The following is a 21,209-nucleotide window of genomic DNA, read 5'->3' as shown; positions in this document are numbered from 1 at the left end:
GCTCCTAGCTAAAACGGCATTAATGCCGGAATAAGCGTTATAAAAATCATATTAGCTGTTTTTTTCAGTGATTAGTTTTATGCCCTTTAGTGTAAGGTTTTTATCGACCTTATCAAAATCCCCTTCTAGATTGGTAAGAATTTTAGACAATCCTCCAGTGGCCATGACTTTAAAGTGTTGGGGAAGTTCCTTTCTGATGGCTTCCAGCATACCGCGAACCAGGCCGGTATAGCCATATAAAATACCTGCCTGGATGGAGTGAACAGTGTTTTTCCCAATGGCTGATGTTGGCAGTTCTAGTTGGACTTCTGGTAATTTTGAAGTATTTGTGAAAAGAGAATTGATTGCTGTCTTTAGGCCGGGGACGATGTTGACCCCTAGAATTTCGCCTTTACTGTCAATTATGGTAAAGGTCAGCGCAGTACCAAAATCAACGACAATACAGGCCGATCCGTAGTAGTCAAAGGCCGCTACGGCATTTGCCATCAGGTCAGTACCCATTTCTGCCGGTTTTTTGGTGGTAACTGTCATAGGCTTGTAGCTCCTTTCGGTGATGAAAAAGGCATCTTGATGGAGAAAGGTTCTTACTGCCTTTTTAAGGTTATCATTGATCTCTGGGACTACAGAGCTGATACCAACGGTGGAAATGTCCGATGGGGAAATGTGGGATTCCAAAAAGAATAGATTCATGTTTTTCTGCAGGTAGTTAAACTCCCTGGCCCGCTGTGTGTCAATACGGAGCACCGGGTCCCATTTTTGCTTTTTGGAATCATAGAAACCAAAAACGATATTAGAATTACCTGCATCAATGGACAAAAACATAACTATGATATTTAATAATGGTTTTTTAGAAAAGCAGATTCGGTTGTCAAACTAGTGGCACCAAGGCTTCTATCAGTCCTTATGTGCATTCCATCTAAATCTAGCATCTGAAATGCCCAAAAAGAAGTGCGAGGTTAGTTCTTTTTCCAAAATTTTCTAATTTCGAATATATGTATACGATCAGAGAAGGAAAAATAGAAGATTTGCCCAGGATCTTTGAGCTTATTGAAGAACTGGCATTGTATGAAAAAGCCCCTGAAGAGGTGACCAATACGGTGGCAATGATGGAAAAGGATGGTTTTGGTCCCAATCCGGTGTACGGCTTTTTTGTATTGGAGAAGGACAGTAGCCAAGAGATCATTGGTACGGCGATATACTATTATCGGTACAGTACCTGGAAAGGCAAACGGCTGTATTTGGAGGATTATATTGTGACGGAGAAAGAACGCGGAAAGGGTGCCGGCAAGTTGCTTTTTGAGAGGGTAATGAAAAAGTCCATTGAAGAGAACTGCACTGGTATGATGTGGCAAGTGCTGGACTGGAACGACCCTGCAATCAATTTTTACAACAAATATAACGCTGCAATAGAAGGCGGATGGTATAACTGCCACCTGCAGTCTACAGAAATTAGAGAGCGGCTAGGGCAGTAAATATAGAACCAAGAGGAAAGAAAAAGAAAGTATCGGGCCACGAGTATCTAGCCGGATCCCCCTTAGCCTCTCCTGCACTGATCAGGGGAGGCTATGAGGGGTTTGGCTAAAATAATACATTTTAGTGTTTAACTAGTTTACACCTGCTCAAGTAGTGATCTGAATATAACGTAACGATCCTGAAAGCGCAGTCTGAATTTTTCCTGCAGGTCCTTTGCGTGTTTTTCTTGGTATTCCTTTATTTTTTCCATCGAATCGGCGAAGAATTGTATAGAATAATTCACCCCACCATCTTCATTATCGTGCATCAATCGGAAAAACTTGTTTTCGACAAATAGGCCAGTGGCCATCACTGCCGGAATATGCTCGTCCTTCATCCATTTGATCCATTCTTTTTCTACTGATTGGTCGATGTTAACGGTAACGTTGTATAAAATCATTATTATTTTGTTTATCTTTATTAGTGATCTTGTTAAACAAAAGGTGTAGATTTGCTTTAATATGCCAATGCAAAAGTAGCCATTTCAGTTGATTTGATAAGTGGAAAAGGCATAAAAGGAACCTTGGCTTGGTTTTTATCATCACGCTAAATAAACAATTGGACTCCGAGGAAAGTTATTGAAACATGTTGGAAGCAGTATTGTATGTGGTTATTGGCTTTGTTTTTATGGAACTTGCCGGATGGGGCATCCATAAATACCTGATGCATGGAATCTTTTGGAATATCCATAAAACCCATCATCAGGCTACAAAAGGCCCGTTCGAAAGGAATGATGTGTTTTCTGCCTTGTTTGGTGGAATAGCGATTGCCTTGATGCTTTTGGGATACGATCAATTCGACTACCGGTTTTGGCTTGGGATAGGGATAAGCGCTTATGGAATGAGTTATTTTTTCTTTCATGATGTCATTATACACCGAAGAGTGAAATGGTTCAAAAGACCCGGAAGGGGTTTTTGGAGAGGTTTTGTAAGGGCGCACCAAGCTCATCACGCGGATAACAAGAGAAGAGGTTCAGAGGCCTACGGGTTGTTCTTTGTGCCATTTAAGTATTTCAAAGCAGGAGAGAAATGAGTAGCTATTCGATCAAAGATCTAGAGCACTTATCTGGTATCAAAGCCCATACATTGAGAATTTGGGAGCAGCGATACAATTTGGTGCAGCCTAAACGCACGAAAACGAATATCCGATACTATGACGATACAGATCTAAAGCTCATTCTAAATGTTGCGCTACTCAATAACAATGGCTTTAAGATTTCGAAAATTGTCAAAATGTCACCAGCAGACATTCGGAATAAGGTGATTTCACTCACTGAAGGGGCACTTGCATATGAAGATCAGATCCATGCATTGACCGTTTCCATGATTGAAATAGATGAAGAGAGTTTCGATAGGATATTGTCCATTAACCAGCGCAGCATTGGTTTTGATGAGACGATGCTTCGTGTGATATATCCTTTTTTGGCTAAGATAGGTTTGCTATGGCAGATAGGCAGTATCAGTCCTGCGCAGGAGCACTTTATAAGTAACCTTATTCGCCAAAAGCTAATCGTAGCCATTGACCAGTTTGTCTACCAGGGCAGTGGAAAGAAATTTTTGCTTTTTCTTCCGGAAGGAGAATTGCATGAAATATCCTTACTATTTGCTTCTTACTTGATCAAGCGCGAAGGACATCGGGTGATCTATTTGGGCCAAAGTACCCCTAAGGATGACTTGATCGAAGTGTATAATTATCATCAACCCGAATTTTTGATCACGGTCATCACCACTTCCCCTGATACCGAAGATTTACAGGCTTACTTGGATGAGTTGGGTGATATTTTTTGTGACAGCGAATTGATTGTTTCGGGGTATCAGATTTTGAGAACACCGGTCGAGCTGCCAGGGAATGTAAGATTATTGGAAAAGATTGAGGATATCAAAGGCTTTGTAGAATCGCTTGAAGCGAAAGAAAATGCTGTAAGTTAAGGGGGGGGGTTTAAATAAAGTAGGTTGTCTGAAAACTTTTCTATATTTTTAGTCCAAAAGGACCAGTAATGATCATTCGCTTATCAGTTTTTTATGTGACAGTTATGCTGCTCTCGCAGTTGTTTGCTTCATGTAGTTCCAAGCCCCGAAAAGATTCCAGAAAGCCCAATATTGTGCTGATCTTGGCCGATGACATGGGCTATGGCGACGTCGTAGCCTATAATCCTTCAGCAAAGGTCAAGACACCTTATATTGATAAATTGGCATCAGAAGGAATGGCATTTACAGATGCGCATTCTCCCTCTGCAGTCTGTACACCAACTAGGTACGGGATTTTGACGGGGCGGTACAGCTGGCGGACAGGACTGAAAAAGGGAGTACTTTGGCCATGGGATGGGCCATTGATCGAGGAAGAAAGAGAAACGCTTCCGAAAATGCTCAAAACTGCCGGTTATCGTACGGCAGCGATAGGGAAGTGGCATTTGGGATGGAACTGGCCTACACAGGATAATATGCCCGCTACAGAGAATAATGGAATGGAGGTAGATTATTCCAAATCCATCACTGGTGGTCCACTTGCTGCTGGATTTGATTATTATTTTGGAGACGATGTGCCTAACTTTCCTCCTTACACATTTATCAAAAACGAAAATGTGGAAGTGCTGCCAACAGTCCAGAAACCAAAAGGACTATTTGGTCATTCCGGGGCTATGGCTCCGGGTTGGACACTGGAAGGAGTGATGCCGGCCATTACCCAAAAGGCTGTCGATTACATAGAAGAGGCAGCTGATAAGGAACAGCCGTTTTTCTTATATTTTGCGCTGACCGCACCACATACACCTATTGCTCCGTCGGAGCAATTTAAGCGAACCAGCGAAGCCGGTGCTTATGGGGATTTTGTACAGGAAGTGGACTGGACGGTAGGGCAGGTGATGGAAGTACTGGAGCAGAAAGGTATTGCAGACAATACAATTGTGGTATTTACCAGTGATAATGGATCACCGGCAAGGAACGGAGAAAACTCTTCGGGCCCCATTGCATCGGTCATAGAAGATTACGGCGACAGGGCCAATGGTCCATGGAGAGGCCTTAAAGGGGATGCCTGGGAAGGAGGGCATCGCGTGCCCTTTATGGTAAAGTGGCCTGGTCATGTGGCCCCGGGAGAGTGGAATAATGGTCTGGTTTCCTCGTTGGACATTATGGCTACTGTCCTGGATATCCTGGGGATGGATTCCAAGCCGGATGTTTCTCCGGATGGTGTTAGCCTGCTGGAAGCCCTGAAGGACAATGATGCGCCGGTCAGAGAACATTTGGTACACCACTCCCACCAGGGCGTCTTTGCTATCCGGAAAGGAGCGTGGAAGCTTATCCTTTCACCAAAATCAGGAGGCTTTAGTGATGGAATATTCCCTGATGGCTATGGGATTGCTACCGATGGACAATTGTACAATTTGGACCGGGATCCTGGTGAGCAAGACAATCTCTATGGGAAGTATCCTGAAAAAGTAAGTGAGTTAGTAAAATTGCTACGTGAAATCGAAGGATAGAGATAATCCACCTAAAATGGGTGTTTTGTACTAGCTCTTAAATGGACAGTTTTTAAAATTGGGGATTGATAAGGGGAATGAACTTTGGACGAACCTGCGGGTTGATTATTAAAAAATAGGTGACCTTAGCGTGGATTTCTCCTTGGGCAGACATGTTCCGTTTCTTTTGTAATAAACTGGATAATAGTTTATTACGTGCTCATTGGCAATGTTTTTTAGTGTCTATGGCGTTTTAAGCTATGACAAAGGATATGATAGAAATTGCCGAAATCCAAGAATTGATAGTATAATTAGGTCGATTGTTCTAATTGTTTAAATTATGTATTGGTTTTTTATTTTTAAAATTGGCTTTATTTTAGAGGTGAAATAGTAAATCAACACCGCCTAACATGCAAACCAAATTAATAGATCTGAGCTCTTAACAACCCAAACCTTTAATGTTTGGGGTTTGAGTAATGAAATACTGGTTCTATATGGAATACAGTGGGTAAATTATCTACGGGACTGCCCCCTGCTTGTGCGGATAGATCAGGGAAATAGTTTTGTTCCTACGGCACAAAAACCCCTAGAGGCAACCTGATTTTACCAGGTTTAAATGCCTAGTGACATTGGTCAGGAATCCCTCTTCACTATTTTAGCCGACAGAAGTGTCAGCAGGAATGCCCCGTTAGGAGCATTAGTTTGGTAACAGAAATTGGATATAGCATCCTCACAGTGCCGTAGGTACTGTGAGGATGGGCACGGAAGACATATATGATTATCGACTGCGTCAGGAGCATGGGCAACCAATTCATCCCTCCACACGATTCTTCGATCTCCATAGCCCCTAGCGCTCAGTTTACCCAATTAATCATATAGAACCGAAATACTTTACTCCTAATGATTTAAAAAAACAACTATTTTAAATCATTGTTAAGAAATCCTTCGGGAAGAGGTTTCAATAAGCTTAACATAAACCAAAGGAGGTTCCACAGGTCTTGTTTGTGAATGGATATGCCTCTGGCAAGCTTATATTACGAAAAGACCGAATTCGCCAAACATAAATAAACGGTATAAAGTAAAAAAAACTACTTCTTTTAGAGTGAAAAGAATCACTAAAACAGTGAAAAGTGTTTTAAATTGGTGATTTAAAGCATTTTTAGTGATATTTAACCAGTATAATAATAAATGCACCGTGCGTTAGTTTTAAAATTATGGAAAAGAAGAAAAAAGTCTCTACAAAACAACGGATTATCAACGAGGCCATTCGTCTCTATAATGAACATGGAGCCCACAATATTACAAGCAGGCATATTGCTGCGGAATTAGGGATAAGCCATGGTAATCTCGATTACCATTATAAAAACCGTGAGGCCATTCTTGTAGCAATCTACAAGCAAATGAGGAAAGAAATGAGCGCTTCCTATGAAATTGGGACGGGATCTACTTCTTCGTTTGCCGATTTCCATATGCTTTTGCTTCATTTGGAAGCGTTTCAGTTTAAGTACAGGTTTTTTAATCAGGATGTTTTAGAAATCTCACGATCCTATCCAGAAGTAAGTCAGCTGCTGAAGGAAACCATAGGATTGAGAAACAAGCAAATGGCCGAGTTCTTTGAACGCTTTATGAAGGATGGCTTTGTAAAGGATGAAATAAAAACTTATGCTGAAAGGCTTAAAAGGACCATTCGTATTATAATCACATTTTGGTTGGCTCAGCGAGAGGTATTGGGGAATCAACAGGATAAACCTGAGGGGGAAATGGCTCATCATATTTGGGAACTTATTATTCCCTACATGACAGAAGAGGGGAAAACATCCTTTAAGTCCGTTGTTGAGCAATACGGCTATCAATATGAAGACCGAGCCCTGGGTAATGCAACAGTATAAATATTTTCAGTAAGAACCAATTTATAGGAATACCTCAATGCTGCCAGACGATGGCGTTAAAACAGCATGGAGCTTAAGCAGGGCTTCGGAAAATTAGAATACTCAGCCCTGCTGCCCTTCTTGGACGCCTTCCAAATGCTGTAACACTGCTTCAGTACCCCAATGGCATCCTCCCCCAAATACCGAGGTTTGTAATATGGTGGTTGCTTATTACCGGATTAAGTAACTTTTTTCATGGAAACGGCATTGACACAGTAGCGGAGTCCACTAGGTTCGGGGCCGTCTGGAAAAACGTGCCCCAAGTGTGCATCACAAGAATTACATGTGATTTCCACGCGAACCATTCCAAAGCCTACGTCCTTATGATAAGCCACTGCACTTTCTTCCACGGGCTGGGTGAAGGAGGGCCAGCCCGTGCCACTTTCGAATTTTTCCCCCGCATCGAAAAGTAATGTGTCACAACAGATGCAGGCATATTTTCCAGGTTCGAAAAGGCTACACATCTCTGAACTATGCGCTCTCTCGGTGCCTTTTAGACGGGTGATATTAAATTGCTCTGGAGTAAGGAGGCCTTTCCATTCCTCTTCACTTTTTTCTGTCCTTTTCTTGGGAGCCGGGCTACCGTTGTTTGCAAAATGAATGACGTTTGACCAGTTTAGCATGATCGGTGAAGTTTATTTCTCAAATCGAATTTATAATTGGTTTTGAAATTACGCTTAAATAATTCCTACTACACAACAAAACTTTTCCATGATTAGCTCCAAACCTGGTTAACATCTTTTCCTGCCACAAATTCACTAAGGTCTTTGTTAGGTATATTGGGATCACCTACGGGACTTGATATTATTAGCGATAGCTCATCAGTCCTCCATCGATCGTTTTTTCATCGGTTAGTAGCATTTTGTAATAGATGTCAATGATGATCGGCAGCTGTTCAAACCATAAAGGAGCATTCCTTTGCTGATTGTCCAAAAAATTCTCTGCTGAAAAATAGGGGTGGATATCTGAGGTTTTGTACCGTAACTTTAGGTAGTTCATAAAAGTCCCATCGTTTAACTTGGCCGTGGCCAAAGCATACATAAAGAGCCCATCTTTGTTAAATGTAAGTGAAGTTTTTTTGCGGAGTGTTACAGTGGAAGGTGATGAAATTGTTAAAGTAGTGTGGGCAATGATCCCAGACCTCAATCGATGACTGCTTAGGGAATAATCAGGAAAGTTGGAGGGCATAAGCTGCTTGACAGGATATTCGGGATAGTTATCCACTTCATGTTCATAGATATAAATGTCCTTTCGGAGACCTGAGCTTTCCATGGCTTGGAGCGCTTCAGTGATTCCCGGCATTTGTTTGATAGCAGTGATGGGGCGTTGACGAAAAATGTCCTCAAGAAAGTGCCTTGTCTTTTCCTCCTGGCTAGAGATATCAGCATAATTTACCTTCAAAAACCGCCCATACGAATCAATGAGCATGGAGAGAGCCTGCATTTTTTCAGCCCCCAGTTCGGAAGAAAACGTTTTCTTTTCCTGGTGACCAGAAGTGCAGCTAGCCAAAAGCAGTAGCAAGAAAAACCATATATGTCGAATGTTTTTCATGGCAAAAGAAGCATGAGGGGTTTGTAAGCTGTTAAACCCGGAATATGTATTAGCCTATCTATTGTGACCCGAAATTGCTTTAAAATCAGCCGCTACGCTTTAGTTTTAGGTTTTACCTGGCGGCCAGACAGGGTACACCGTAACGGTGCTACGCCCATACCTCCAAACCAACTGATGTTCTTGCAGTTTCAGCTCTTCCCGATATCCGTCAGCCTGTCCCGAAGGATTTCGGGAGGACAGGCCACAACGATTCCTAATGCATAAACCGGGCAATGTCGTTTAGTTAAGGATTATAAGTTATAAAATTGCTGGGTCTAGCGCTATACCTTTTTATTTTTGGAACCGACCTGTTGGGCCGCACTATTTCAAGCTGAAGCAATAGTTTGAAAGCGTAATCGGATATTTTCTGCCGTTTTCAGTCCGGGTTTCGAACTGGCCAAAACCTTTTGCCAGTTCTTTACTGTAAGGAAGCTGCAGAGTACTGCCGTCAATACCTATAAGCCGAAAACCTTTCCATCTACGGACATGGCTGGCTTTATTATAATAAAAAGAACATTGTTTTTCATTCAGCCAGGTAAACACCTTGGGGTTTAGTTTGGATCGCTGCTGACTGAAAGCTCCTTTGGAACAGCTGACCAATTTATCCGAAAAAAAATCATCCAGCTCTTGCTGAACACTGGATTTACCTAAACCTAACATAAAGTAGATAAGATCAGTAAACCCCAAACACCGCTGGCGAACAAATGCTTTGTTAGTCGTACGGAACCTGTCTCGTGTCAATCCATTTTCTATATTGTTTTTTAATAGTTTTAAAAAGTCCTCCGAAAAGGAAAAGGACTTTTTCGTTGTCAGATTTCTTTCAAAAAAACTACGCTCCCTTTTCTTACCCAAAAATTAAAAAAAATCCTTAACTAAACGACATTGATAAACCGGGTTAAAAATCAGCGTATTTGTATTTTAATATCATTGGCGTCCGAGTAAAGATTTTCCTTTCGAAGGAAATTCGTCAAAACCTACCCCTAAATCCCCTTAAGGGGGACTTTCTGATCAGCCCTTCAGCGGAAGGGGTAGTTTTAGGAAATCGAAAAAATCTTTTCTCTTTTCGTTTAAACCTACTTTTTCAGCGTATGTGAAATTTAGTCGGACGACAGTATTTTAATATACTTAATTTGCGCTTAAAAAACGATTCTGCTAATTGATAATTTCTGTTATAGTTTCCTTAAAACAGAGATCGATCATGGGGAGAGATATTTAGAAAGGTGGACTGTCCCCAAGGAATTTCAACAGTTTTTCGACTGCAATTGGTGCGGAAAAGCGACTTACTGCCAATTCCCTGGATCGTAATTTCATGCCTCTCAACAGCTCGGGATTCTTTTCTAATTTCTCCAGTTCAAGCAGTGTCTGTTGTGGTTTTTTGTGATCGAAGAACAGTCCAAGCCCATGAGCCATTACAAGTTCCAAAATCCACCCACGGTGGTTGATCAGGATGGCATTGCCCATCGCGATGGCGTCGAAGAATTTGTTGGGACTATTGGTTTCCAGTACTGGTAAATGGTCAAAGGAAACGAATGACACGTCAGCGTGGCTAAGCAGTTTTTTGACCTGCTCTTTATCCCCAAAAGGCAGAAACCGGAGGTTTTTTAGTCCCAAACGATATGATTTGGCTTTGATAGCATCCAGCTGCTTGCCTTTCCCCATGATTGCAAATTGCCAGGGTTTCTGTTTTATTTGCGATAGTGCCGCAAGTGATACCAATTCGTCCACAGCATTTACATCACCCACTGCCCCTGTGTAAGCGATAGTCAGGTGATCGGGGCTCCAGCCCATCTCATGCAGAAAGCCGTGATTTTTTTTTGCGGATGGGGAGAAGAAATCCACATCAGAAAAATTTGGAATCAAACTTACTTTTTGATTGGGGACTTTGTCGCAAATGTATGCACAGATCCCTTCAGATAGTCCAATGACCTTTATTGCTTGGTCATAGATATTTTTCTCCAGCCGGTAAAGTGCTTTCTTCAAAAACGAATTTCTGATCATTCCTACCTGGATGGGGGCTTCCGGCCATAGGTCCCGTACTTCAAAAACGTAGGGTAGTCGAAGGCTCCTTTTGGCCCATAATCCTATCAGTCCAGTGGTCAGTGGTGTAGAGGTGATATACAGCAGATCAGGACGCTGAAGCTGTTTTATCAGTTTTTTTGCATGCTGTACAAACTTATAGAATGCCCAGATGCGGTGGTAAAAACCAAAACAATTGTCATAAGGGACAGGAAGGTAATGGACGTTTATGCCATCGACCTCTTTCAGCTTATATCGCCCTTCATTGTGGGCGGTGATCATCTCCACGTCCATGCCGGCTTCTACCATCCCTTTGGCCAGGTGATATGAGCGAACTGCCCCGCCTTCTTCTGGGGTGACGAAGTATTGATGGATGTAGATGATTCTCATAGTTTATGATACTTACACCAGGCGGCGAGGATATACAGGTTCCAGATTTCCAGAAAATGGGCCTTCAGGTTTTTGCCTGGTTCGAGTGCCAAGGTAAGCATTTCTTCAGGAATAGTGCCCTGTTGCTCTTGGGCAAAGGTTTTGATCGTTTGAAAAACCAAAGACTGGAGCGTTTTGTCTTCTTCAAGCCATTCCCGCAAGGGTAAACCAAAGCCCATTTTTTTGCGGGAAGCGACCTTTGCTTGTCCCCCATCAACCAAGAGGGCCTTGATCCATTCTTTAGGCTTTAGGGAGAGGTGCTGTTCTTGGCTGAGTGATTTGCTCAGGCTGACCAATGCCCTGTCCAAATAAGGAGCCCTGCCCTCCACACCATGGGCCATCAGGGCATTGTCGTGGATTTTGAGTACGTCATTTACCAGATAATAGCTGCGGTCCCACTCCAGGGCAGCCATGTATGGCGTGAAACCTTTGGGATAGTAGCCAGAGAATGCGCTAATGTGATTTTCTGGAATAGTGTTTAGTGAACTGAAGTTTAAGAAAGTAGTGGCTTCATCTTCTTTTATTCCCTTTCCCAATTTCCGGGAATGCCTGCCTGAGAACGGAAGGTTGCCGATGGATTTGGCTACTTTTAGAGCAAGTGCTTTGTGCTGCAGATAGTGTTTAAATGCTTCGTGTCGGTTATACCCGCTGAACAGCTCGTCTGCACCAGCACCGCTGATGAGGATGCGGACATGCTGTTTGGCTTCTTTGGCAATCATCCAGCTGAGGAAACTCGCACTGTCACCCACTGGCTGGTCTAGCGATGCGATGTAATCGGGCAACTGCTGAAGTAAAAGTTCTGGGGTGATGAGAACTTCATGGTGGGCACAGCGGTATTTTTCGGAGACGTTACGTGCATAGACCGGATCAGGATATTTTTTCAGGTACTTCTGCTCAAAACCTATCGTAAACGTATGTAGTGGGATATCTGTTTCCTGTGCCCAGCATTGCAGAAGCAAACTACTGTCTGCACCACCGCTCAGTAAAATACCCACTGGTACATCCGCCTGAAAATGCTTCAATACTGCATCGGTTATAAGGGACCGGAAGCGGTTTTTGTCAGGGAGCTTTTGGCTCTGTGTGGGGATTTCAGTGCAGTGCTCACGCGTAATATTTCCCTCAAAATCCAGCTGAATTACTTTCCCGGGAAATACTTGCTGGATTTGCTGGAAGAAACTTTTGTCCGGAAAGCTGTGCCTGGAGTAAAAATAGGGCAACAATTGGGCTTTGTCCAGCCGCTTTGGGATAAGCCCGGAAGAAATGATGCTGCGTGCTTCCGATGAAAGGAGCCAACGGGTGTTTTGGTGAAAGTAATACAGTGGTTTTTTACCATGTGGGTCTCTGGCGATGATGACTTCTTTATTTTCTTTATGGATAAAAACCAATGCGTACATCCCCTGAAGGGATCTTATGCCTGAAGTCCCATGCATTTTTAGCCATCGAAGCAGGACTTCACTGTCGGAGCGGCTTTCGAAAACGACTCCCTTCTTCAAAAGTTCATTCCGGAGTTCGTCGGAATTGTAAATGGCCCCGTTCCACACGAGTGTAAATGCCCCGTCATCGATTTGCACAGGCTGGTTGGACCAATCACCCAGGTCAACGGTCTTCAGACGGTTTCCTGCCACGAATAACTGATCGTTGATCCTGCACCAGGCGGAATGATCTGGTCCACGGTGTGCGGTGGCCTGCATCATTTGCTGAATGGCGGTTTCCCCATCTTTGGAAAAGTTCATTGCCAGGTTGATCCCGCACATGGCTATTTTCTTTTGGGAAGTAACTCTTTCCCGGATTCTATTTTGGCTTGGTTTTTTTCAAAATACCGGCAAAAGTGCGTGATCTCACATTCGGTACACTTTGGACTTCTGGCCAGGCAGACATAGCGGCCGTGCAGGATCAGCCAGTGATGGGCCACATGGATGTGTTCTTTGGGGATATGCTTGATCAGCTGTTTTTCTACCTCAAGGGGTGTTTTAGCATTCTGAGGCACTAGTCCAAGGCGTTTGGAAACGCGGAAAACATGGGTGTCCACCGCCATATTGGGCTGGTTCCAGACCACTGATGTGATGACATTGGCCGTCTTTCTGCCCACCCCAGGGAGTTTGATCAGCTCTTTGACCGTATCTGGAATCTCACTGTTAAAATCCTCCACCAACATTTTGGCCATGCCCAGCAGGTGCTTGGTTTTGTTGTTGGGGTAAGAAACCGATTTGATATAAGGGAAAAGCTCGTCAAAATGCGATGCAGCCAAATGCTCAGGAGTCGGGAAGTCCCTGAAAATAGCTGGTGTGACCATATTGATGCGCTTATCGGTACATTGGGCACTTAAGATGACTGCTGTTAATAACTGAAACGGCGTTTCATACTGCAGTTCCGTCTCTGCAGTGGGCATGTGCGTGGAAAAATGGTCAATAAATGCTTCGTAACGCTCTTTCTTTAACATGTCTCTTTTCCTGGTCCAGCCCAAAGATAAGGGAAAACAAGGCGAATTGGAAAGTCCATCCTGATTTCGCTACGTTTTGAGCCGAAAATGTATTAGCAGATCTGTTGCCACCATAAAAATGGAAATAACCCTTAATTTCACATTGATATTTATCATCAGAATATGATTGGATGGTATAAAGAATCAATACGCATTCAAGCGGAAAAGTGCTACACTAAGCTGCTGACGGAGGGCTGTCGAGTGTGCTGTAGTGTGATGGTTTGGCGAAAAAATCTTTTGGATTCAACTGGATTATCAGGCTTTTTGTCGTTAATTAATAAGCTGAAAAGAATCGGTTCAATTTATTAGAGGATGGAAGAGGTGAACATTGCTCCGCTTATTTTCTGATTTGACCACGTATATTCAACATTATAACCCATAATAATCAATGCCTGACATGAGTCAACAAGAAAAGATGAAGGCCTATTGGAGGAGAAATATAAAAATTTTGCTTTCCCTTCTGGCTGTTTGGTTTACCGTTTCCTTTGGATGTGGTATTTTGCTCGTAGATGTATTAAATAAAGTTCAGCTAGGAGGTTTTAAGCTGGGCTTTTGGTTTGCGCAGCAAGGATCCATTTATGTTTTTGTGATCCTGGTTTTTGTGTATGTCCGACTGTTGAACAAGCTGGATCGGGAATTTGATGTGCACGAATAATTTTTACTGTTTTTTATAACCACAACCTTCTAAACAATGGATATTTTAACTTGGACTTATATACTTGTAGGGCTTTCTTTTGCCCTGTACATTGGCATTGCGATCTGGAGCCGGGCAGGTTCTACCAAAGAATTCTATGTGGCCGGTGGAGGGGTTTCTCCATTGGCAAATGGCATGGCAACAGGCGCAGACTGGATGTCTGCGGCTTCCTTTATTTCCATGGCCGGACTGATTTCCTTTATGGGCTATGACGGTTCCGTTTATCTGATGGGCTGGACAGGAGGTTACGTATTGCTGGCACTTCTGCTGGCTCCTTATCTGCGAAAATTTGGGAAATTCACCGTTCCTGATTTTGTTGGGGATCGCTATTATTCCAATAAAGCCCGCGTGGTGGCCGTTTTCTGTGCTATATTTATTTCGTTTACCTATGTGGCCGGGCAGATGCGCGGGGTCGGGATCGTCTTCTCCCGCTACCTGGAAGTGGACATTAATACCGGGGTGATCATCGGTATGTGCATCGTGTTCTTTTATGCCGTTTTGGGAGGGATGAAAGGGATTACCTACACCCAGGTGGCCCAGTATTGTGTGCTGATCTTTGCTTTTATGGTGCCCGCTATTTTTATCTCCATGCAATTGACCAGTAATCCTATTCCACAGCTTGGCCTGGGAGGGACAGTGGAGGATGGAACATATTTGCTGGATAAACTGGATGGGGTGTTAACAGATCTGGGCTTTAATGCATATACAAGTGGGAAAAAATCTATGGGGGACATGTTTGCGATCACCTTGGCCTTGATGGTGGGGACTGCAGGTTTGCCACATGTAATCGTTCGATTCTTTACGGTACCAAGGGTGAAAGACGCGCGACTTTCCGCAGGATATGCGTTGGGATTTATAGCCATTCTTTATACCACAGCACCGGCTGTTTCTGCATTTGGTATTTATAATGCCATAGAATCCGTTTCTGAAAAGCAAATTGACGATTTACCAGAGTGGGTGACCAATTGGCAGCAGACCCAGCTGATCAAGATCAATGACAAAAACCAGGATGGTGTGGTACAATATGTAGCGGATCCAGACAGGAATGAATTTACCATCGATAAGGATATCATGGTACTGGCCAATCCGGAGATCGCCCAACTGCCCAATTGGGTGGTTGGACTTGTGGCAGCCGGAGGGATGGCCGCGGCACTTTCCACGGCGGCCGGCTTATTATTGGTCATTTCGACCTCTGTCTCCAGGGATCTGGTCAAAAACTTTAATCCTGGGATTTCTGATAAACAGGAATTGTTGATAGCCCGATTGGCAGCAGCAGTGGCAGTAGTGGTAGCGGGGTATTTCGGTGTTAACCCTCCGGGATTTGTGGCCGAAGTGGTGGCTTTTGCTTTTGGATTGGCCGCGGCATCTTTCTTTCCGGTGATCATCATGGGGATCTTCTCCAAGCGTATGAACAAAGAAGGAGCCATTGCCGGCATGCTGGTGGGGTTGGTATTTACGCTTTCTTATATCATCTACTTCAAGTTTGGGACTGACCTGTTTGGTATTCCTGCCGAAAGTCTCGCGCCAGAGCATTGGTGGTTTGGCATTTCTCCAGAAGGCATCGGCTCTATTGGGATGGCGCTGAACTTTCTGGTGAGCTTTGTAGTGTCCAGGGTAACACCGGCTCCACCTGAAACGGTACAGGAGATGGTAGAAGATATTCGAATCCCGAGAGGAGCGGGACAAGCGCAGGGGCATTAGGATATTAGATATGAGTAGTGAGATGTTCCTTCCCGCTGCGGCGGGGAAGTTAGGTGGGGTAGATCGGAGAAAAGAGTAAAGTAAAAATGCAGATAGCAAAAACATAAGGTTGAGTCGGGAGGCTCAGTCTTTGAGCTCCCGCGTCAGAGACGGTGGGACAACACTAAGAGGCGGTTGTACCGGTTTTCTGCCGATACTAAGAAACATTGAGTCCCTGCCTGGGCATAGCCCCCGTCATAACCAATAATGGGCAAAAGCTTGGAAAGGTTTGAAAGGAATCGGTCAAAACTTTCATCTAGGGAAAGACCAATTATTATAATGTTTGACAATAAAAACCAATGATTAATCCGGTCAACACCAATCAGGGATAGCACGCCAAAATCCTGAAAGGCTGAAGAAGAAAAAGTAATTTACTTCAAAAACCCTCCTGCTTTCTCCTAGAAAAAAACAATTAATTGCTTAGATTTAGGAATGATTAAATATTGAAAATCGATTGGTTCTTTTTGGAAATTTTCCTTTAATAAAAACCAGTTGAGTAAAATATTTCGTTTGTGCAGTCGTGTTCGACAAGGCAAAATTGAATTAATAATAAAACCTAAAATCATTATTTGACGATGAGTGATAGAATTCATACCCTTAGTGGTTATTTCCATGAGTATCAAAAAAGTGTCACGGAACCGGAAAGTTTTTGGGCCAGAATAGCGGATTCCTTTCACTGGAAAAAGCGATGGGATAAAGTGTTGGACTGGAACTTTGAAGGTCCCGATGTGAAGTGGTTTGTGAATGGAAAAGTAAATATCACTGAAAATATTCTTGAGCGACACCTTTTTGTAATGGGCGATCGTCCAGCCATCATTTGGGAACCCAACGACCCGAATGAGGAAGGTAGGACGCTTACTTACCGTCAGCTTTACCATGAAGTCTGCAAGTTTTCCAATGCCTTAAAATCCAAAGGAATCGGCAAAGGGGATAAAGTAATCATCTATATGCCGATGGTCCCTGAAGCAGCCATTGCGATGCTGGCCTGTGCGCGGATCGGAGCAGTCCATTCGGTGGTTTTTGCGGGTTTTTCCAGCAATGCTCTTTCCGATAGGATCAATGACTGCGAGGCAAAGGCAGTGCTTACCTCAGACGGAAACTTCCGCGGTACTAAAAAAATAGCGGTAAAGGCCGTGGTGGATGAGGCGCTCGAAAGAACCTCTACCGTGGAAACGGTGATGGTCTATCAAAGAACAAAACAGGATATCAATATGGTCGAAGGCCGCGATATCTGGTGGCATGATGCCATCAAAGAACAGCCAGATACCAACGAGGCGGAAGTGATGGACAGTGAGGATATGCTCTTCATCCTGTACACCTCAGGATCCACTGGAAAGCCCAAAGGCGTGGTACATACCACGGGTGGATACATGGTATATTCAAAGTACACGTTTGAAAATGTATTCCAATACTCGCCAGGGGATGTGTACTGGTGTACTGCGGATATCGGATGGATTACCGGCCACTCCTATATCGTGTACGGTCCGCTTTTGGCCGGTGCTACTTCCATCATGTTTGAAGGTGTACCCACCTATCCGGATGCCGGAAGGTTTTGGGCCATTGTGGATAAATATAAAGTCAATCAGTTTTATACGGCACCAACCGCTATTCGGGCATTGGAAGCACACGGTACCAAACCTATCGAACCTTACAAACTGGATTCGCTCAAAGTACTGGGATCAGTAGGTGAACCCATTAACGAGGAAGCTTGGCACTGGTACCATACACACATTGGTAAAAACCGCTGCCCGATCGTGGATACCTGGTGGCAGACCGAAACCGGCGGGATCATGGTTTCACCATTGGCGGGCGTAACCCCCACCAAGCCGGCCTATGCCACCCTGCCTCTGCCGGGCGTGCAGCTGGAAATTGTGGATCCGGAAGGAAAGGTGCTGAAAGGCAATTCTGTGGAGGGCAACCTTTGTATAAAATTCCCCTGGCCGGGCATGATCCGGACAACTTACGGTGACCATGAGCGTTGCAAGCAAACGTATTTCTCGGCCTATCCGGGGATGTATTTTACAGGTGATGGCGTGAAGAGAGACCACGATGGCTATTACCGAATCCTGGGCCGTGTGGATGACGTGATCAATGTCTCCGGCCACCGCATGGGAACGGCCGAAGTAGAAAATGCTATCAACGAGCACCCTAAAGTGATCGAATCTGCCGTGGTGGGTTATCCCCATGAGGTCAAAGGACAGGGAATCTATGCCTACGTGATCTGTGATATGAAAAACAGAACAGAAGAAAACCTTAAAGGAGAGATCAAGGATACCATCAGTAAGATCATTGGGCCTATCGCCAAGCCGGACAAGATCCAGATCGTATCGGGTTTACCAAAGACCCGTTCCGGTAAGATCATGCGAAGAATCCTGAGAAAAGTGGCGGAAGGAAGCTTTGATAATATGGGAGATACTTCCACCCTGCTGGATCCTTCTGTGGTCGAAGACATTATTAAGGGAAGGGTGGAATAGGTTTGCTTTGTTTGTAATGATAAATAGAAGCTGCTCCGCTTTGGGGCGGCTTTTTTTGTTTATCTTTCCTTGTGCACTGTCGACGGGCCACTGTCCACCGTCTATCCCCGTTGTCCTGCCAGCACTGTCCCTCAAGAATATCTGCCTCATCCTTCTTATCAGCGTCATCTGCGTTCCATCTCTTTTCCTTTCGCCTCTTTTTGAGTAGATTGCTTCCCTATTAGGGCTTAACACCGTTGAATCAAGTCCCTTTTCCAAATAGCCATGTCAAATGTCATTGTCAATCGGGTAAAGGAGTTTCTCCATAGGTATCCGCCATTCAGTTTTCTGTCAGATACATTGCTGGAAAGTGTCGCCAGGGAGGTAGAACTGATGTATTTCACCAAAGGGGAATATATTTTCAGAAAAGGAAATCCGGCCAGCCCCCATTTTTTTGTGCTCAAAGAAGGATCTGTTTATCTGACGGAAGAAGACTCCGGAAAGATGGTGGTGAAGGATTATTGTGATGAAGGGGAAGTCTTTGGTGTGTTGGCCCTTTTGGGGCAACGCCCTTATGTGCTCAATGGCTATGTGGCAGAAGACAGTTTGCTCTATGCAGTTCCGGTAGATGTTTTTGACACCGTGCTTAAGGAAAACAGCGAAGTCAGTCTGTACTTTGCGGCGGGATTTGCCGCAGGGCAAGTAGTGGTCAGAACGGATCTTTCCCAGTCCCAAAAAGCCAGAAAGCTACTCCGGGATGCCAGTTCCGACCATGGCCTTTCCCTGTTTATGGAAAAGCGCAAATTGAACTTCCCTACCGAAGTGTTGAGTTGCAAACAAGGTACCCGGGTTGGAGAGGCTGCAAAAAAGATGCAGCTAAAGGATGTTGGCTCCATTGTGGTGGTGAATCAGCAGGATTTTCCCGTAGGCATCATTACAGATAAGGATATTAGAAACCGATTGGTAGCATCTGGTCTGGCTTATGATGTGGAGGTGGATCAAATCATGACCAGGCCGGTATTGACCATGCATCACGAAAGTGACTTTCCCGGCATTTACCTGACCATGATCAAGAACCGCTTGCATCACTTGGTGCTCACCGAGGACGGTACGGACAAAAGTAAAATGACGGGGATCATCTCCGATCACGATGTGTTTTTGTCCCATGGCAACAGCCCCGCGGTGTTGATTCACGGACTTATGAATACCTGGGACGTGCAGGAAATGAAAGGTATCCGTGACCGGGCGGAATCGTTATTAGGCTATTTTCTGGAAAATGAAGTGGCCATAGATTTTGTCGCAAGCATCTTGTCAGAAATCAATGATGTGATCATCAGAAGGGCGGTATTTTTGGCCAGGAAAAAACTGGATAAAGATTACCAGGAGGAAAGTAAAGTGCCATTTTGTTTCCTGTCGCTGGGAAGTGAAGGAAGGCAGGAACAGTTATTACGCACTGACCTGGACAATGCCCTGGTTTTTAAGGATGTCGAAGAGGATAAGTTGCCGCGTACCAAAGCCTATTTTGAGGCCCTGTCCCAAGACGTGATTCAGACGTTGATTGCCTGTGGCTTCCACCCCTGTCCAAATGAAGTGATGGCAAATAACCCTAAATGGTGCCAACCACTTGCTGTCTGGAAGGAATATTTCAGCCATTGGGTGAACCTTCCCGAGGAAGAATCATTAATGAAGGCGACGATTTTCTTTGATTTTAGGGCCGTTTATGGTGCCAAGTCCTTAGCCGAAGATATGACGCATCATATTTACCAAGTCATCGAGGAGCGGAAAACTTTTTTGGGTTTTCTGGCAAAAAATGCATTGCTCAATCCCCCACCATTGGGCTTTTTCAAGAATTTTATCGTGGAAAAATCCGGGGAACACCAGGATCAGTTTGACATCAAACTCCGGGCGATGATGCCATTGGCAGACGCTGCACGCTTACTTATCCTGAGCCATAAAGTACTGGGAATCAATAATACCTTCGATCGTTTTGAGAAGCTCGCTTTGCTGGAACCAAAGAATGCGGCACTTTATGAAGAAGCAGCCAGTGCGTATGAGATATTTTTGAGGCTAAGGGCATTGGAGGGGATTGCCAGTGGTACATCCGGTCGGTACATCACTCCACGGTCACTGGGCAAGCTACAGCGGCAATTGCTCAAAAATGCTTTTGCACCCATCCATCAAATACAGGAAGTGCTTACAATCCGATTTCAAACCGATTATATTCCAAAATGAGCTGGTGGAAAATTTTCAAAAAGCGGCCGATGAAGTCCGCTATGGTGAAGCATTATGAGGAAAATTTCACGAAGCCAATTTCGAAGAAATTACCTATTAGTGAATTGACTTTTGTGGTGGTGGATACGGAAACTAGCGGCTTGGATCCAAAAAAAGATCATATCTTGGCTTTTGGTGGGATAAAAATCACGAATAACCGAATCCTGGTACAGAGCTCACGGGAGCAATTTGTGCAATCGAAGAGAAAGAATGCATCCAGCATCAAAATCCATGAAATCTTACAGCCGCAGAATGCGGTTTCTCCAAGGGAGTTTGTAAGGGGATTTTTGCCTTATCTGGGGAGCGATATCCTAGTGGCACATCATGCCGGATTTGATCTTGCGATGCTAGAAAAAATATGCGAGCCCCTTGGGCTTAGAAAGCTTCAAAATCCAGTAGTGGACACAGGCGATCTGGCAATGAGGCTGGAACATGGCATTCATTATGACCCTTCCCGGATCAACCTGCGCGATTATAGCCTGGATAAATTGTGTGAACGATACAAAGTCCCCGTGCATGACCGCCACACCGCAGCAGGAGATGCTTTCCTGACCGCCCAACTGCTCATCAAGTTGCTTAAGGAAGCTGAAAAGAAAGGAGTAGTTACGTATGGTGATTTGATGCGGTGGTAATAGTTGATGAA

The 21,209-nt window shown here is 44.2% G+C and carries 19 protein-coding genes; 10 read left to right on the top strand and 9 right to left on the bottom strand.

Annotated elements, in window-relative coordinates; translation table 11 throughout:
* Positions 1–51: 51 nt before the first annotated feature.
* Entirely contained in the window at positions 52–822 is a 771-nt protein-coding gene (locus FKX85_RS04110) for a type III pantothenate kinase (protein WP_141613522.1), read from the bottom strand.
* 170 nt (positions 823–992) lie between these two features.
* On the opposite strand from FKX85_RS04110, the gene FKX85_RS04105 reads away from it, so the two are divergent.
* A complete protein-coding gene (locus FKX85_RS04105; protein WP_141613521.1) occupies positions 993–1,472 on the top strand; it encodes a GNAT family N-acetyltransferase in 480 nt (159 codons plus the stop codon).
* Positions 1,473–1,609: 137 nt separating this feature from the next.
* Here the strand turns inward: FKX85_RS04105 and FKX85_RS04100 are convergent, their stop codons facing one another.
* A complete protein-coding gene (locus tag FKX85_RS04100; RefSeq protein ID WP_141613520.1) occupies positions 1,610–1,912 on the bottom strand; it encodes a DUF4286 family protein in 303 nt (100 codons plus the stop codon).
* A gap of 185 nt (positions 1,913–2,097) precedes the next feature.
* Here FKX85_RS04100 and FKX85_RS04095 point away from each other — a divergent pair, with 185 nt between their 5' ends.
* The 4 genes from FKX85_RS04095 to FKX85_RS04080 all read left to right on the top strand — a co-directional run bounded on the left by FKX85_RS04095 (position 2,098) and on the right by FKX85_RS04080 (position 6,855).
* Complete coding sequence (locus FKX85_RS04095) at positions 2,098–2,544, top strand: sterol desaturase family protein (protein ID WP_141613519.1); 447 nt, start codon at positions 2,098–2,100, stop codon at positions 2,542–2,544.
* Positions 2,541–3,440 carry a MerR family transcriptional regulator gene (locus FKX85_RS04090; RefSeq protein WP_141613518.1) on the top strand — a complete coding sequence of 300 codons (900 nt, stop codon included), beginning with the start codon at positions 2,541–2,543 and terminating at the stop codon, positions 3,438–3,440. Before FKX85_RS04095 ends, FKX85_RS04090 begins: the two co-directional genes overlap by 4 nt.
* A gap of 68 nt (positions 3,441–3,508) precedes the next feature.
* Complete coding sequence (locus tag FKX85_RS04085; protein ID WP_229239756.1) at positions 3,509–4,987, top strand: sulfatase family protein; 1,479 nt, start codon at positions 3,509–3,511, stop codon at positions 4,985–4,987.
* A 1,193-nt stretch (positions 4,988–6,180) separates the two neighbouring features.
* Positions 6,181–6,855 (top strand): TetR/AcrR family transcriptional regulator, encoded by a 675-nt coding sequence (locus tag FKX85_RS04080; RefSeq protein ID WP_141613517.1) that lies wholly within the window; start codon positions 6,181–6,183, stop codon positions 6,853–6,855.
* Positions 6,856–6,957: 102 nt separating this feature from the next.
* Here the strand turns inward: FKX85_RS04080 and FKX85_RS04075 are convergent, their stop codons facing one another.
* From FKX85_RS04075 to nth, 7 genes are all read right to left on the bottom strand, one after another.
* Entirely contained in the window at positions 6,958–7,053 is a 96-nt protein-coding gene (locus FKX85_RS04075; RefSeq protein ID WP_141616693.1) for a peptide-methionine (S)-S-oxide reductase, read from the bottom strand.
* A 20-nt stretch (positions 7,054–7,073) separates the two neighbouring features.
* On the bottom strand, positions 7,074–7,517 hold the full coding sequence (gene msrB / locus FKX85_RS04070; protein WP_141613516.1) for a peptide-methionine (R)-S-oxide reductase MsrB: 444 nt from the start codon (positions 7,515–7,517) through the stop codon (positions 7,074–7,076).
* A gap of 184 nt (positions 7,518–7,701) precedes the next feature.
* Positions 7,702–8,445 carry a hypothetical protein gene (locus tag FKX85_RS04065; RefSeq protein WP_141613515.1) on the bottom strand — a complete coding sequence of 248 codons (744 nt, stop codon included), beginning with the start codon at positions 8,443–8,445 and terminating at the stop codon, positions 7,702–7,704.
* A 360-nt stretch (positions 8,446–8,805) separates the two neighbouring features.
* Positions 8,806–9,144: a hypothetical protein gene (locus tag FKX85_RS21610; RefSeq protein ID WP_229239755.1), complete on the bottom strand. Its 339-nt coding sequence runs from the start codon at positions 9,142–9,144 to the stop codon at positions 8,806–8,808.
* Positions 9,145–9,696: 552 nt separating this feature from the next.
* Complete coding sequence (locus tag FKX85_RS04055; protein WP_141613514.1) at positions 9,697–10,890, bottom strand: glycosyltransferase family 4 protein; 1,194 nt, start codon at positions 10,888–10,890, stop codon at positions 9,697–9,699.
* Positions 10,887–12,683, bottom strand: coding sequence for an asparagine synthase (glutamine-hydrolyzing) (asnB, locus tag FKX85_RS04050; RefSeq protein ID WP_141613513.1), 1,797 nt, complete (start codon positions 12,681–12,683; stop codon positions 10,887–10,889). Before asnB ends, FKX85_RS04055 begins: the two co-directional genes overlap by 4 nt.
* A gap of 2 nt (positions 12,684–12,685) precedes the next feature.
* Positions 12,686–13,369: an endonuclease III gene (nth, locus tag FKX85_RS04045; protein WP_141613512.1), complete on the bottom strand. Its 684-nt coding sequence runs from the start codon at positions 13,367–13,369 to the stop codon at positions 12,686–12,688.
* 436 nt (positions 13,370–13,805) lie between these two features.
* Between nth and FKX85_RS04040 the strand changes: the two genes are divergently transcribed.
* The 5 genes from FKX85_RS04040 (at position 13,806) to FKX85_RS04020 (ending at position 21,198) form a co-directional block, all read left to right on the top strand.
* Positions 13,806–14,063 (top strand): DUF4212 domain-containing protein, encoded by a 258-nt coding sequence (locus tag FKX85_RS04040; protein ID WP_141613511.1) that lies wholly within the window; start codon positions 13,806–13,808, stop codon positions 14,061–14,063.
* A 36-nt stretch (positions 14,064–14,099) separates the two neighbouring features.
* Positions 14,100–15,803, top strand: coding sequence for a sodium:solute symporter family protein (locus tag FKX85_RS04035; protein ID WP_141613510.1), 1,704 nt, complete (start codon positions 14,100–14,102; stop codon positions 15,801–15,803).
* Positions 15,804–16,417: 614 nt separating this feature from the next.
* Positions 16,418–18,316, top strand: a complete 1,899-nt coding sequence (gene acs / locus FKX85_RS04030) for an acetate--CoA ligase (protein WP_141613509.1) — start codon at positions 16,418–16,420, stop codon at positions 18,314–18,316.
* 264 nt (positions 18,317–18,580) lie between these two features.
* Entirely contained in the window at positions 18,581–20,527 is a 1,947-nt protein-coding gene (locus FKX85_RS04025; RefSeq protein WP_141613508.1) for a DUF294 nucleotidyltransferase-like domain-containing protein, read from the top strand.
* Entirely contained in the window at positions 20,524–21,198 is a 675-nt protein-coding gene (locus FKX85_RS04020; RefSeq protein ID WP_229239753.1) for a 3'-5' exonuclease, read from the top strand. Before FKX85_RS04025 ends, FKX85_RS04020 begins: the two co-directional genes overlap by 4 nt.
* Positions 21,199–21,209 lie beyond the last annotated feature (11 nt).

The sequence above is a fragment of the Echinicola soli genome (assembly GCF_006575665.1).
Lineage (GTDB): Bacteria > Bacteroidota > Bacteroidia > Cytophagales > Cyclobacteriaceae > Echinicola > Echinicola soli.
Note: the sequence above shows the minus strand (reverse complement) of the source record. Positions and strands in the feature narration are given on the sequence as shown.